At 73.9% G+C, this 14926-nt stretch carries 9 protein-coding genes; 8 read left to right on the top strand and 1 reads right to left on the bottom strand.

Features of this window, described 5'->3' with window-relative positions; translation table 11 throughout:
- The first annotated feature begins 529 nt into the window (after positions 1–529).
- The 6 genes from FYW95_RS16320 to FYW95_RS16295 all read left to right on the top strand — a co-directional run bounded on the left by FYW95_RS16320 (position 530) and on the right by FYW95_RS16295 (position 12331).
- Positions 530–2878: a vWA domain-containing protein gene (locus FYW95_RS16320; RefSeq protein ID WP_160050507.1), complete on the top strand. Its 2349-nt coding sequence runs from the start codon at positions 530–532 to the stop codon at positions 2876–2878.
- A 123-nt stretch (positions 2879–3001) separates the two neighbouring features.
- Positions 3002–6172 carry a tubulin-like doman-containing protein gene (locus FYW95_RS16315; protein ID WP_159944400.1) on the top strand — a complete coding sequence of 1057 codons (3171 nt, stop codon included), beginning with the start codon at positions 3002–3004 and terminating at the stop codon, positions 6170–6172.
- On the top strand, positions 6169–8643 hold the full coding sequence (locus FYW95_RS16310) for a hypothetical protein (RefSeq protein WP_160050506.1): 2475 nt from the start codon (positions 6169–6171) through the stop codon (positions 8641–8643). The genes FYW95_RS16315 and FYW95_RS16310 overlap by 4 nt, the downstream gene beginning before the upstream one ends.
- A complete protein-coding gene (locus tag FYW95_RS16305) occupies positions 8640–9740 on the top strand; it encodes a protein kinase domain-containing protein (RefSeq protein WP_159944402.1) in 1101 nt (366 codons plus the stop codon). The genes FYW95_RS16310 and FYW95_RS16305 overlap by 4 nt, the downstream gene beginning before the upstream one ends.
- A gap of 31 nt (positions 9741–9771) precedes the next feature.
- Positions 9772–10821 (top strand): TRAFAC clade GTPase domain-containing protein, encoded by a 1050-nt coding sequence (locus FYW95_RS16300; RefSeq protein WP_160050505.1) that lies wholly within the window; start codon positions 9772–9774, stop codon positions 10819–10821.
- 1 nt (position 10822) lies between these two features.
- Positions 10823–12331: a hypothetical protein gene (locus tag FYW95_RS16295; RefSeq protein ID WP_160050504.1), complete on the top strand. Its 1509-nt coding sequence runs from the start codon at positions 10823–10825 to the stop codon at positions 12329–12331.
- A 141-nt stretch (positions 12332–12472) separates the two neighbouring features.
- On the opposite strand, the gene FYW95_RS16290 is transcribed toward FYW95_RS16295, so the two are convergent.
- On the bottom strand, positions 12473–12937 hold the full coding sequence (locus FYW95_RS16290) for a hypothetical protein (protein WP_159944405.1): 465 nt from the start codon (positions 12935–12937) through the stop codon (positions 12473–12475).
- 639 nt (positions 12938–13576) lie between these two features.
- Here FYW95_RS16290 and FYW95_RS16285 point away from each other — a divergent pair.
- Complete coding sequence (locus FYW95_RS16285) at positions 13577–13813, top strand: hypothetical protein (RefSeq protein ID WP_236572207.1); 237 nt, start codon at positions 13577–13579, stop codon at positions 13811–13813.
- Positions 13814–14243: 430 nt separating this feature from the next.
- Positions 14244–14696 carry a Crp/Fnr family transcriptional regulator gene (locus FYW95_RS16280; RefSeq protein WP_160050503.1) on the top strand — a complete coding sequence of 151 codons (453 nt, stop codon included), beginning with the start codon at positions 14244–14246 and terminating at the stop codon, positions 14694–14696.
- Positions 14697–14926 lie beyond the last annotated feature (230 nt).

The raw sequence follows: 14926 nt of genomic DNA, 5'->3' as shown, positions 1-14926 counted from the left end.
CAGTGCGGCCCCCTCCCGCCCGGGTGACTCTCTCCCCGGAGCGCGGGACCTCCCCTGAACCGGGCAGAACTCCCATTCCTGCCGTCATTCCCGAAAAAGGGTTGAAAGTCGCCCATCTGGCCCGCACACCGGCCCCTTTCCGACGGGCGCGCACCCACACCCACGCCAGAAACACCCCAAACCCCCCATGGGAGTCCTTTCTCTCCCTTGAATCCCATGGAAAACACAGCGGGACATCTTTTCCAAAGAACTCCCCTGGCGCCCCAAAAGCCCCACGACGCCATCAAATAAACAAGAAATACTTCCCGCACCACCAGGGAGGAAACCACCCCGACCGAGAACACAGGACGCGGTTCCACCATTACACATAGCGAGATAAAACGGCCTCCTCGAAATCCGTTGAAGACCCCCACAGAAGACAGTAAAGTAAGGCTCCCGATCGCTTTTCGGACAATAATCCAATTGTTCGCACACACGTATCGTTTATCGTGCTGCGAAAAACAACAAGACGGACGAAGGGACAGGTGGCGTGGCGCTGACCCCGCGTGCGGCGACGACCTGGAGACGAGCGGCCCTCGCCGCGGCCTGTCTGCTCTTTCTCCTTCCCCCGCCCGCCGCCGTCGCGGCGCCCGGGGCCCACCCCGCCGACGAGGAGGCGTCCGAGTCACCGAGCCCAGGGGAGGAGACGCCCGCTGAGGCCCCCACCCCGCTGGACATCGTGATCCTGGTGGACGAGTCCGGCTCCCTGACGGAGTCCGACGTCGCCGAGGAGACCAGGGCGGCCTCCACCATCGCGCAGAGCGTCCTGGACCCCGGCTCCCGGGTGACGGTCGTGGGCTTCGGCAGCAACAACGGACGCCCCGGCCAGATCGCGGCACGGGAGGTGTGCCGTCCCACCCCGGTCGACGAGGGGGCGGGCCGCCAGTACCTCTCCGACTGCGTCACTGGGCTCCGGCGGCGCGACTCCGCCGAGGGCGACGACACCGACCACGCCGAGGCCCTGGGCACGGCCCTGCGCTACCTGCGCGACCCCGAGGCTCCCCCGGACGCGGTCGGAATCGTCTTCCTGCTCACCGACGGCGAACTCGACGTCCGCGACAGCCCCCACTACGGCGCCCGGCCGGAGGACCGCGACGACAACGCGGCGGCCCGGATCGAGGAGCACCTGGAGACCGCCCGTGACAACGGAGTGCGGATCTGGCCCCTGGGCTTCGGATCGGCCATCGACCGCGACCAGCTCGACGCGTTCGCGGCGGGCGGTTCCCAGGAGACGTGCAACGACCTGGAAGTGGCCGCCCCCTCCGCCCGCGTGGTCGACGGCTCCGCCGACGTGGTGCTGTCCCTGCGCGAGGCCCTGGCCGCGGCCTCGTGCTCGGTGGCGGGCGACCTGGACAGCGACACCCTGCGTGGCGGCGGCACGACCACCCTGTCGGCCGTGATCCCGGCCATCGCCACCGACGGCGCGCTGGTCGTCACCAAGAACAACCCCGCCATCGGGGTCGAGTACACCGACCCCGAGGGCGACGCGGTCGACCCCGGGGCCGAGGAGCACAAGGGCTCCCGGACCAGCCTCAGCGGCGCCAACGGCGAAATCGAGGTGCTGCACATCGTCGACCCCCTGCCGGGCACCTGGGAGGTACGGCTCACCTCCCCGGACGGAACCCCCGAGGAGCTGGTGACGGCCACCGTGCAGTGGCAGGGCCGGGTCAACACCTACCTCACGGTCGAACCCGCCGAGCGCTCCTCCCGGGAGCTGGTGGTGCGCGTGGACATCCGCACCCGACGCGGCGCCGTCACCGACGCCGGGGCCCTCTCCGAACTCGACTTCTCCGCCGAGGTCGCCCTGCCGGACGGCTCCTCCGAGCCGATCGCGCTCAGCGACGAGGGCACCGCCCCCGACACCACCGCCCGGGACGGCCAGTACGCGGGTACGGTCTCCGTCCCGGAGGGGGATCCCGAACTGCTCTTCACCAGCCGGGTCCAGGGCCCCGGTGTCCCCGACGACGTGCGGGAGCTGCGCTACACCGTCGACCCCGGAGGCGCCTCCCTCCAGCCCAGCGTCAGCTTCGACGCGCCGCCCCTGGAGGTCTGGGCGGGCACCGAGATCGGCGGAATCCTCAGCGTCGACAACCAGGACACCGAGGCGGGGCAGGTGGAACTGCTCCTGGGGGTGCCCGACGGCGTCCTGGCCACCATCGAACAGGACACCGCCTCCTTCGACCCGGGCACCAGCCGGACCCCCTTCACCGTCCGCTTCGAGGAGGGCTCCGCGCTGGGGCGGGCGGTACTGCACGTCCAGGCCGTCAGCGCCGACGGCGCCGTCCTGAACACCTCCGCCCCGCTCACGGTCACCGTGCGCACGTCCCCCGGGCTCCTGGAACGCTACTGGTGGGCCTGGGCGCCGCTGGCCGCCCTCTTGTGCGCCGGGGCGCTCCTGGCCTGGCTGCTGTGGCGGCGCAGGCGCGAGGCCCGCGACGTCCGGGGCCTGGTGGTGGAACTCCAGCGGAACGGAAGCTCCCTGGGGCCCGAACTGCGCGCCCCCAGCAGGCGCGGCTCCTCCTTCGTCTTCACCATCCGCGACGCCGAGGGAGCGGAGCCGCGGTTGGAGCACGCGGGCCCCACCGACTCCGCACGGCTCTACCGCGCCTCGCGCTCGGCCTCCGGCGGTGTACTGCTGCGCACGCCCCGCGGCCGCGTCCAGTCCCTGGAACCGGGCGAACGCAGCGGCCCCCTGGGCGACGACCTGACGGTGCTCTTCCGCGACGAGCGACGCCCCCGCGGGACCGCGGGACCGCACGCCCCCGCCGGGGCGTCCGCGGGCGCGGCCGGTGAGGCGGGCGGGGAGGGCCCGCGCCCCTCGGGGATCCGCCTGGACTGACACCGGCGGGAACGCCCCCGCCCCGACCCGGACACCCGACGCTCCGGCCGCCGCACCCCGGCGGCGGCCCCGCGACGTCCGCCCCGAAGAACAACGACCAGCCTGAAGGGCCTGCGAGACCCCATGACGATGAAGCTCTACCAGCCGCTGCTCTACGTCGGCCTCGGCGGCACCGGCTGTCGTATCGGAGCCGAACTGGAGCGCCGCATGCGCGAGGAGCTGTGCGGCCCCGACGGGACCGAGTTCCAGCAGTCGCGCCCCGGCGCCGACCTGCTCCCCTACCAGCTTCCCTCCTGCGTGCAGTTCGTCTACGCCGACGTCAACCGCGGCGAGCTGGACAGCCTGCCCGAACGGGTCGTCCCCGGCCGCCGCCACTTCGCCGCGGCCGAGCGCACCGCCCACTACGTGCGTGACCTGGTGCCCGAGGTGCACACCTACCCCGAGGCCGCGCGCAGCCTGCGGCTGAGCGCCAACGAGACGGTGGACCACTGGCTGCCGCCCGCGGGCGGGGAACCCCGGGTGGCCCCGCTGGACAAGGGCGCCGGGCAGTTCCCCACGGTGGGACGGGCCGCGCTGTTCGAAACCTTCCGCTCCGGGACGGGGCCGGCGGTGGCCCCGCTGCACGAGGCGATCAACCGCATCGCCAACTCGGCGGGCGACCTGGCCGCCCTGGGCGGCACGCTGCCCCGCTCGTGCGACGTCTTCGTGTCCTTCTCCGTGGCCGGGGGTACCGGCACCGGGATCTTCTACGACTACCTGCACCTGATCGCGCACACCTTCCAGCGGCCGGGACTGCGCGTGAAGATCTACCCCCTGGTCCTCATGCCCTCCGCCTTCGACGAGGGCTTCGGCGGCGGACGCAACGCCAAGCTCAACGCCGGGCGGGCCCTGCTGGACATGTTCCGCCTGGTCGACGACCAGAACGGCCGCGCCGCCTCCCTGGAACTGGTCAACGAGCACCGGCCCGGGGGCGACCTGCGCGACGAGACGGCCGTCTACTACCCGGTGGAGGGGCGGGTGCAGATCATGCCCTCCACCGTGCAGACGGCCTTCCTGTTCAGCCGCCCGACCGGGACCGACCGGGAGGACCTGCACCGGTCCGTGGTCTCGCTCGTACTCTCCCTGGCCAGCACCGACATGGACCGGCGCGCCGAGGCCGAGTCCGCCAAGCAGGAGAACCACCAGTCCTTCGCGGACAGCTTCATCAACACCCAGGCCGACCGCGAGTCCCTCGCCGAGACCGGGATCGGTAACCGCGGGGTGTCCACCGCGCTGGTCGCCTCCCTGACCGTGCCGGTGGACGAACTCTCCGACATCATCGGCTCCCGGCTGCTGCGCTCGGCGGTGGAGGACATGCAGGCCCCGGCGCAGAGCGCCGAGGGGCGGACCGAGGCCCTGGTGAACGACTTCTTCTCCGCGGCCAACATCCACCCGGTCCTGGCCCAGGCCGGCATCGACTTCGCCGAACCGCAGCCCGTCACCGGAGCCGAGGAGATCGCCACCGCCCTGTACGACCGCGGGGACTCCATGAAGCGCAGCCTGCACGCCCTGCGCGGCAAGCTGGGCCACGAGATCCCCGAGATGGCCCAGAACTTCGACCACCGGGCGGGGGTGCGCGAACTGCTGGGACAGGTCGACCCCTTCGACGCGCTGCGCGTGGTCGCGGGCGACTCCCACAGCAGCAGCCGGGTCGGCAGGCTGGGGGTCCTGGGCATCCTCCAACAGCGCCGCAACACCCCCTCCCCTCCCGAGGGGCTGGGCTCGCTGCCGCCCATCCCGCGGATGCGGGACCGCGTGGGCGGAATGCGCAAGGTGCGCTACACCGACCCAGTGCCGGTACAGGCCAGGAAGGACCAGGATCTCTGGTACGACTGGCAGACCCGCGTGGTCTGGAGCGAGGCGTGGGCACCGACCGTACCGCGCTGGAACCGGGCGGCGACCCAGCTGCACCGGGACCTGGGCGCCCTGACCCAGCAGCTGGACGAGCACGCCCGCGCCGACCGCACCCGTTTCGAGCGCCTGGCGCAGCAGCTGTACCGGCCGCGCACGGGCGTCTCCTACCTCCTGCCGCCCTCGGGCGGGGACCTGGAGCCCTTCTTCGTGCGGGTCCGCGACCACCTGGCGCGCTTCCTGCACGAGACCGGGCGCCTGCACGTGTCCCCCACCGACGCGGAACTGGTCCAGGTGCTCATCGGCGCCCGGGGGTGGCGCGCGGCCTACGACACCTGCCTGGAGCGCGGCCCCGCCGAGGCGGTCGGCTTCCTGCGGGAGACCCTCAAGTCCGAGGTCAAGCGCTTCCTGCGGGAGCCCGGCCCGGCCCACACCCCCCTGCTGCCCCGTCTGGCGGACCTGCTCTCCCAGGCCGCGGAACAGGGCGACGGCAGCATCGCGGACGAGGACCTGGCCCAGTTCCGCGCCCAGGTCGCCGGGCTGCTGCCGGTCGGCTACGTACCCCAGGGCAGCGGCCCGCTCAAGGTGCTGATCACCTACCACTCCCCGTCCGCCAACCCCCGCGTCGAGCAGTACCTGCGGGAGTCCGTCAACCTGCCCCGCGGCGGCGGCCACGCCTACGAGTTCCGGCCGGTCAGCGCCGAGAGCCTGAGCGTGGTGCTCTTCCGCAGCTCCATGGGGATCACCGAGGTGCCCGAGGTGCGGGAGGTGATGCGCCTGTGGTCGGAGGCGCTGACCCACCAGCGGCCGCAGGACTACCTGCCGTGGCGCCAGCGCCTGGGCTACGACTTCAGCTACCTGGCCACCACCGAGCGGCACCGCGTGCGCATCCTGCACCGGATGCTCAACGCCCTGTGGAACGGCCGGGCCACGGTGGTGGGGGACCCCTCCTCACCCGACGAGGTCCGCTTCACCCTGGGCGGCGGTGTCACCATGCCGCTGCGGCTCAGCCCCCTGGGCCGGGCCTCCTCCTGGGGCAGCCTGCTCCAGGCCTACGAGCACTGGGCCTTCAACGGGGAGGACGGCATCACCGGCCAGTTCTGCGCCCAGCTCATGGCGGAGCTGCCCCGGGGCGTGGAGAGCCGGCCGTCGGAGCCGCACAGCGCCTACACGGCCCTGTGCCAGTCGGCCGACAAGGAGGTCGGACGGCTGGACCGGATGCTGGAGGACCTGCGCGGCAACTCCCGCAACCGGGCCCGGCAGATCCGGGACTTCTGGGAGCACACCCTGCCCGCCGCACTGGACCTGGAGTTCCAGGGGGTGGCCGCCCCGCTGAGCACCAACCTCCGGGACCTGGAGCGCGAGGCCCGCTACCACGGCGAGGACGGTGACCTCTTCCGATGAGCGTGCACCTGCTGGACCTGCGGGGCACCACCGCGCGGGAGGCCCTGCAGCGGGTCCGCCGGGACTTCGGCGAGGGAGCGCCCCTGACCGGCTCGGACCGGGCCCTGGTCCTGGACGGGACGGAACTGCTCCTCGACCACGGCCCCGCCTACGTGGAGGCCTTCACCGGCGGGCGCGTCCGGTCGCTGGTGTGCGTGGTCTGCGGCTCGCCCTCCGACGACGGGAGCGGACGCCGTGTCCTGGAGCGTCCGGGCGAACTGGGCCCCGAACGGGGCGTGGCCACGCTGTGGGTCAGCCATGAGACGGGGGTGGACTGGGGCCTGCTCCCCCCGGGGACCCCCCGGCCCCACCCCGACGCCGCCCCCGGCTCCCGGGCCGGGGTGGCGCACCTGGTCGAGGTGCTGAGCCAGGCCGAGGTCTTCGACCAGATCGTCGAACTCAGCCGCCGGATGCCCGACGCCGCGGCCTCACCCGGCCTGTCCTGGGCCGGGCCCGAAGGGGGATCGGACGCCGTCGCCTCGGCTCTGGCCCGGGCCGTACGCGACTTCACCGACCCCGACCGCGGCGGGCCGGGGCCCTCGGCGGAGTCGGCCCCCGGGCCGCGCGGGGGCATCCTGGCCGACCTGGTGCGGGGAACCCACCGGCCCACGCCCGGGGACGGCCATCCGGGCACGGGCGAGCTGGCCGGCCACGAACGCCGCCTGCGCGACGACGTGGCCGACGCCGAGGCGGCCCTGGCGGCCGCCTCGGGATGGGGCGGCGTCCTGGCCGCCCCGGTCCGGATCCGCGAGGCGGAGCTGGCCCGGGTGGGCGGCTCGCTCTCGGGGTACCGGGAGCGGGTCCGGTCGCTGCTGTCGCGGCTGAGCTCCCTTGGCGGGGAGCGGTTGGCGGCCGAGCTGGAACGCGCCGGGCTCCGCGGCCGTCCGCCGGGTCCGGAGGATGTCGAAGAGGCCGTCGGCGCGCTGGCCCGCCGGGCGGAGGAGCGCCTGAGCCGGGGCTCGTCGGTGACCGGCGTCGCCGCCGACCTGGACCGGGTCGCCGAACGGGTCTCCCCCCGCGGCAGCGCCGCCGCCCTGCCCCGGGCCGACCGGGCGGCGCCCGACGAGGTGATCGCCGCGCTGAGCTCACCGCCGCCCTTCCCACTTCCCCGAACTCTCTCCGGGCTGCTGCCCGCGGCCTTCCTCCTGCCCCTGCTTCCGGCGCTGACCGGCGGCTGGGCCGGACCGGTCGGAGCCCTGGTCCTGGCCCTGGGCTGGGTCGGGGCGCTCGCCGCGGGCCTGCGCTCGGCCCGGGGCCCGGGTGCGGGCCGACCGCTCCTGGCGGTCCACGCGGTCACGGCGTTCGCGGGCGCACTGGCCGGCACGGGGCTGGGCGGACTGCTCCGGACCGACTCGCTGCCGCCGGGGCCGCCCCCGCCGTTGCTCCTGGGAGCCGCCCTCGCCGTCAGCGCGGCCGCTGGGACGGTCGTGCTCGTGCGCACCTGGACCGGGCTGGCGCGCCGCTGGAGGGACCAGGTCGGGTTGGCGCGGGCGGGCGCGGCCGCCTCCGCCCTGACCTCGCTCGTCAACGAGACGGCGCGGGAGGAGTGGTACCCGGGCCCGCAGCGGCGCCGCCTCGCCGACACCGCGCGCGCCGCCGCCAGCGCCGCGCGCGCGGTGGCCGACGCCCTGTCGGAGTCCGTACCCGGCCCGGGCGCCCCCTCCCGCCTGCCCGAACTGGAGGCGGTGCTGTACTCGGACCTGGCCGCGCTGGCCCGCACCTGCCTGGAGGACCTGTGGGCGCGGCCGCGCGCGGACGGGCCGGTCAGGGACCCCTACGAGCGCACCCGGGCCACGGCCGCCGACCTCATGGAGGAGTACCGGGGCCACCTGGACCGTGTGGGCCCCCACGCCCCGCCCCGGTTCGCCGACCCCGACCTGCCGCGGCGGATCTACGGCGGTTCGGGCCTGGACCGGGCGGTGCGCACGCTCCTGCGGCAGCCGGAGGAGCGCATGCTGCAACTGTGCGACCCCGTGCACCTGCCGCTGCTCAGGGACACGGCCTCGGCGGTCGCCGTGGTCCGTTTCGCCCCCCGGTCACTGCGCGGGCAACTGCACCACGACGGGCACGGTGAGCGGGCCCCGGAGATCGCGCAGAGCACGGTGTGGACGCACGGCGGGCGCCTGACCGGGCTGGTGCGCCTGGTCCCGCTGCGCCACGGGGTGGTGCGCACCCGGTGGTCCGGCGCCCGGGAGCCCGACCCCGGGAGCGACCCGGCGGGCGGCTCCGCCGAGGCCCCGACGGGGCACGACGGGCCCGCGGTCCACCCGGAGGGCGCGGACGGCCCGGCGGGCACGGGCCCCGCGGCGGCACAGGAGGGCACCGGTTCCCGGGCGGACGCGGGACCGGGTGGACAGGACACGGAGGAGGCAACGGGTGTCGGCGGTGCCGACGCGCCGCCCTCCCCGTTCGAGGAGGACTACCTTCGGTGAACGAGTACGGTTCCCCGAGCGGGGTCTACCTGACCCCGCACCGGGACGAGGTCCCGTACCGCCTGGTACGGATCCGCGCCGACGACACGCTCGCGCCCGCCCACCCGCTCCTGGAGCACGACCTGGTCCGGGACGAGGTCAGCGACCGGGTGCTGCTGCGGGTGCGGACCGCGCGGCGGGAGCGCCCCCAACAGCGGGTGGAGGCCTTCAACGCCCTGGACAACGAGATCCTCGCCGGTGTGCGGCTGGCCAGGGCGGCCAGCGGTTCGGCCCCCGCCGAGCTGAGCAGGCTGGTGGGCTACCACGACGACCCCGCCGAACCCTTCGCCCTGTTGGAGCCGCACGTCGGCGAGCCCTTGGAGGCGCTGTACCGGCGGCGGCAGCTCTTCGACGCCGAGCGGGCCGCCTTCCGCGAGGGGCTGCTCCGGGCGCTGAACTGGCTGCGGTCCTGCGAGGTGGTCCACCGGGACATCCGGCCCGGGACCGTGCGCTGGGACCCGGACCTGGCGAGGGTCCAGCTGTGCGGTTTCGCGCACGCCACCGTGGCGGGCACCCCGCGCACCGCGGTGGGCGCCGAGCCCTGGGCCTCACACGAGCAACGCGAGGGCACGGGCGTGTGCGACCCGCGCGACGACGTCTGGTCCGCGGGCCTGGTCCTGTTCCAGGCCCTGAGCGGACACGACGTGCGCGGCGGCGGGGTGCTGCCCTTGGAGGACTTCCCGAGCCTGGCCGTGGAACTCTCCGACGTCTTCGCCGGGACCGCGGCCGAGCGTCCGGGCGCCGACGTCCTGCTGTCCCGTTTCTCCGGGACCGCGACGCCCTACCGGCACAGAATGGACGCCCACCTCAAGCCGGGGCGCGCGGAGTTCCTGGATCGGCTGGGGCACAAGCGGGAGGCCTCCGGGTACGTGGCGCCCCGGCGCGCGGACGAGGAGGGCCCCGCCCGGGAACCGGGGGGTCCGGCGGAGCCCGGCTCCGCCCCGGCGGACGCGTCCCGGCGCCCCGGCGGGCGGCGGAAACCGGTCCTGTGGGCCTTCTACGCACTGGTGCCGGTGCTGTTGGCCGCGGCCGCGATCCTGTTCGCGCTCACCCGCTGAGAACGGCACCCCCGACCGAGAGGCGGACCTGATGAGTGAACACGAGACCGCACCCCCCGGGGTGCGCTGCCCGGTGTGCCTGAGCCGGGTGGTCCTGGACCACGGGAGGCTGTGGTTGTGGAAGGACGGCGAACACCGGGCGCTGGAGGTCCCGGACGGGGCGACTCCGGAGCAGCGGCGCAGGCTGTTGCGCCGCGCCCAGGTGCGCTGTCCCAACCAGGCCGGGGAGGTCCCCGAGCACCACCTCCCCTACCAGTACGTCAGCGCCGACAGCGACCCGGTCGTGGTCGCGCTGATCGGGTCCTACAAAGCGGGCAAGACGCACCTGCTGGCGTCGATGGTCGGCGCGATCCAGAACCAGGGGCTGGAGCAGTTCGGCCTGTCCGCCTCCCCGCTGGACGTACGCGGGTACGAGGAGTTCACCAACACCAAGGTCCGGCCCCTGCTGGACCGCGGCGAGATGCTCGACCGCACCAGCCATGACGTGTGGGAGTTCGAGGTCGGCCTGATGGTGGGCGACGCGGAGACGCCCTCGGCGCCGCCCAGGGCGGTGACCTTCTTCGACGTCTCCGGTGAGGTCCTGGGCACCGCGGGCCAGGCCGAGAAACAGGTGTTCCTGGACACCGTGGACGGCTTCCTGTTCGTCTTCTCCACCGAGGACATGCGCAACGAGCGCCCCGAAACCACGTTCGCCACGGTCCTGGACCTGGTCGCCGACAAACAGGACAAGGCAGCGGTGCTGGTGATGAGCAAGGCGGACCTGTTCCGGTTCGAGCACCCCGTCGACCGGTGGCTGCGCGACGGCGTGCGCGCCCCCGACGCCGAGCGCGTCGAGGAGGAGACCCGGGACCTGTACGCCTTCGTCAGCCGGTACGACAAGGGCCGGACCTACCTGCGCCCCTGGTTCGAGTTCGGCAGGACCGCCATCCACGCGGCCTCCGCCACCGGCGGTCCTCCCCTCCCCGAGGGCAGGGCCTACGCGCGCCCGGTCCGGCCCCAGCGCGCCCTGCAACCCTTCCTGACCCTCATGGCCGCGACGGGAGTGCTGGGCGGCGCCGAGGCGCGGAAGGTGGGCCGCTGACATGGCCGCACCGGTCGGGAGCACCGGGACCGTACTGCACCGGATCTCCTTCTCCGTCCGCGACGACGGCCTGGTGGGCCCGGGGCTGGGCCCCGTCGGGACCTCCTTCGCCCAGGAGGACTACAACGGGCTGAGCCTCTGGCGGGACAGGCTCGTCAAGGTGGTCGATCCGGCCCTTCCCCCCGAGCTCGCCGCGCCCAGCTACTGGTACCGCAGGTTCGGGGACGGCCGGGCCGCGCTGCTGCGCCGCTCCCCCGAGGACAGTCCCCGGGACCGACGCGGGACCCGGGCCCAGGCCCTGGTCGGTGAGCACCTCGGGTTGCCCGGGGCGCTCCTGTCCGCTCTGGGCGCGTGGCCCTACCTCCGGACGTGGCTGGAGACGCCCGGGCGGACCCCCCGCGGATGGGCCACCGTCGACCCCGTCACGCTGGCCGGGGCCGAGTGGAAGGTGCGGCGGCTGGACGAGGAGGCGGCCGCCCATCCCGGTCTGCCCGCCCTGGTCGCGCGGGTGCTGGAGTTCCCCCTGGAGCCCCTCGACGTCCTGGTGCCCGACCGGGGCCCGTCCCTGGACGAATGGGAGCGCCTGCTGCTGCTGTGGGGGCTCTACCGCGCTCTGCGCGACATCGTCGGCGAGGAGAGGTCCCCCCTCTACGAGGGGATGGAGTGGTCGTTCTCCACCTACGAGCCCTGGCCCGCGCGCAGGAGCGCGCACCAGGAACGGCCCCGGATCGCCTTTCGGCCCCCCTCCGGTCCGGACGGTCCTCCGCTGGTGGACGTCCTGGCTCCGGAGAGGGCCGACGAGTACCACCTGACCGCACGCTGGCTGGTGGGCCTGCTGCACCGGGGGCCCGCTGAGCTGTCGGAGCTCGGCAGGGAGACGAGGGCCGCCGGGGACCACGACTCGGTACTGGACTACCTGTACTCCCGGGCCCGGGAACAGGCGCTCCCCCAGCCCCCTCCGGTCCCGCCGGCCCCCCCGCCGGAACCGGACCCCGCGCCGCGGGCGGCGGCGGGGCCTGCGGCTCCGCCGCCGCCCGCCCCGCCCGGACCGGAACCCGGGTCCGGAGGCGCCGTGGAGGACACCGGGGAGCGGGACCGTTCCCAGCCCCCGGTCGCGCCCTCCCCGCCGGTCCCGGCGACGGTGGGCCGCCATTCGGAACCGGATCCTCCCCCGCCTCAGGCGTGGGCGGACCCCTGGCAGATCCCGCCTCCGCCCGGGGCCCGTCCCGCAGCCGGGGCCGCGCCCCGGAGCGCCCCGGCCGCGGAGGGCGAGCCCGCCCCCGCCGAGGTCCAGCGGCTGCTCGACGACCTGGCGAAGGCACACGACGCGCACGAGATGGCCGCCGTCGCCACCCTGATCGTCCGACTGCACCACCCCGGGTTCGCCCAGTACCTCCAGCCGCGCGGGTACCCGGGCAGGCGGGTGGAGATCCGCGCCGAGGTGCTCCTCGTGCTCGTCGCGGGCCTGTTCCTACTGGTGGCGATCCTCCTGGCGGCGAACCTGCTCTGAGCCGGTCCGGTCCGCGCACGCGGGATACGGGCGCGGACCGCCGACCGTCCCGCTCCCCCGGTCGGCGGTCCGCTCGGGTCGGCCCCCGTCCGGGCCGCCCGTCCTGCTGTCGGGGCCGGACTCCGCCCGCCCCCGGCCGGCCTAAGGCTCCTGGAGCGTCCACTCGCAGCCGCCGGACAGCTCCAGCGCGGTGTCGCCCTCCTCGACGACCACGGAGCCGGGTCCCTCGATGTTGTTGTTGGCGATGATGTCGTCGAGCTCCCCCGACAGGCCGGACAGGCGCGCGTAGTAGCACATGGGGAAGAGGTCGTCGGGGTCCGGGCCGTCGGTCGTGTACGTGCCGGGCCCGATGTCCTCGCCCACCCGGTGGACGCCGTTGCCGATGGTGGCGGGCCCCTCCTCTTCCTCCTCCGGGGCCTCCTCGGCCGGGGCGGCCTCCTCTTCCTCGGGGGTCTCCCGGGGCGCCCCGGCGGTCTCGGAGGGCCGCTCGCCCGTGGAGCCGGCTTCGCCGCCTCCCGAGAGCGCGGCCACGCATCCGGCGAACAGGAACAGGACGAGCAGGACACCGAGGCATCCGCCGCATCCGAGGCCGATCTTCCCACCCATGGACGTGCCCCGGCCGGGCGGCGTGCCCGGCACCGGCGGGATGGGCGGTCCATGGGGAGGCTGGGGAGGCTGGTTCATGGTGGTGCTCCGGTCTGTGTGTACGGGGGCCGCGAAGCGCCGCCGGAAGGCGGGCCGCCCCGTGGGGCGGAGTCCGGGGCGGCCGGGGCGCGCGGACGCCCAGGCGTGCACACCGCTCCCGTTTTCCACGGAACCCTTCGCTGTGTGCACAGCATACACATATATGTGAACATAGCCAACCATGAACACTTAGCTTGGAGTAGCCGCTGTGAACACTCGCCCCGGTCCCGAGCCGGGCCGAGGGGCGGGCACCGCCGCGGGACGCGGCACCGGTGCGTCCCCGGTGGCCCGAGAGCACGAAAAGCATTCTTTCCCGAGCTTTCCCAAACTTTTCTTCCGGAGAGGCGGAAAACAATGGGAGCCCTCCCGAGGACCTTTTTCCCCATTCTCCGGGTTTCCTTGGTCAGGCCCCTGACAGTCTCCTCGAAACGCCTTCCGAGACCGGGTTCACTGGAGATGTGCCGACGCTGCCCGGCCCTCCCCCCGAGAGGGGAAACGGGAGGGCGCCGACACGGTCCGGACGTATCCGCGCGACGGCGCGGCACCAGAAAGGATGCGGGGATGATGAACACCAGCAAGAAGACGGTTCGCCGTATCGCTGTCGCCGTTCTGGCGGCTCCCGCCATCGCGCTCTCGGCCTCGTCGATGTCGGCGGCCGGCACCGACCACGGCGGTTCGGGCGGCACCTACCACCACCACAGCAGCTCCTACGCCGGCCCCGGCGGCGCGTACCACTACAGCAGCTACAGCCACGGCGGCTACTACGGGCACGGCGGCCCGGGGTTCTGGATCCGGTAAGGGGAGGACCCCCGATATCGCCACACCCGGGACAACCGCGTTCGGCGGGTCGGTACGGAGGACCAGGTCCCCGCACCGGCCCGCTCCTCCGTGTCCGCCTTCCACGAGAGGCGGAAGAGCGCCGCGGCCACGGCCTCCCGGCCCGGAGAGCGGGACACCCGCACTCCACCTCCCGCCGGAGGGAGCGCGGCGGCACAGGGGCCAGCCGTCGCCCGGACCGGTCCCGCACGTCCGCCCGGGCGACACGACGCGCATCGGCCCGCACGACCGGAGACGACCTCCGACTGTCGGCGACATGACAGTTCCGGTGAACGCGGGCGCCCGGTGGGAACACCGCTCACTGCGACCATCAACCAGGCGAGGACACGGTGGTGACCAAGCCGAAGCGGCAGCACACACCCAGCGATGCGGGGCTCGTCCAGGAGGCGGTGTGGATCGCTCAGCACGTGGGGGCCGGACCTCCTCCCCACTGGACAGATCAGACATATCCGCGCTGGCCGCCAGCCTGGGCACGCGACGGCTACAGCGCGGCGAGACCGCCTTCGAGTCCCACAGACCCAGCACCGGTGTCTGGATCGTCCGCTCCGGCCGACCCGCCCTGGAAACCGACCCCAACGGCTCGTACCACGGGGTCCTGCGCGTGCTGCGCCCCGGCGACGTGGACGGTGACATCCAGTCGCTGCTGTGCACGCCCATGGCCTACACCGCTCGGGCGGTGGAGGACAGCGTCTGCCTGTGTGTGGCCCCGGACCGCTTCGCCCGGCTCCTGAGGCGGCATCCGACCTTCACCCGCCGCTGGATGTCCAGCATCGCCGAGCGGCTGGAGAGAAGCCAGGACCGCGTCGCGGGAAGGTCCTCAAGGAGTTCGAGCACCTGGGTCTGATCCACGTGCGGTACGGCGCTGTCGAGGTACTCGACCCCGAGGGCCTCGCGGAGCACGGCGGGTGACGGGAGACGCACCGGTGGCCGGGGTGCGGCCGGTCCGTGTTCCTACCGTGCTCTAACGCGGTCCACAGGAAACGGAAAGGTCCACCTCCTACCGTCGTGACCCATGACGAACAGCACCGAAGAGAGAACCCCGGAGTCCGGGCGGCGCCCGAAACACGGGACCGC

This window comes from Nocardiopsis sp. FR4, assembly GCF_009830945.1.
GTDB lineage: Bacteria > Actinomycetota > Actinomycetes > Streptosporangiales > Streptosporangiaceae > Nocardiopsis.
Note: the sequence above shows the minus strand (reverse complement) of the source record. Positions and strands in the feature narration are given on the sequence as shown.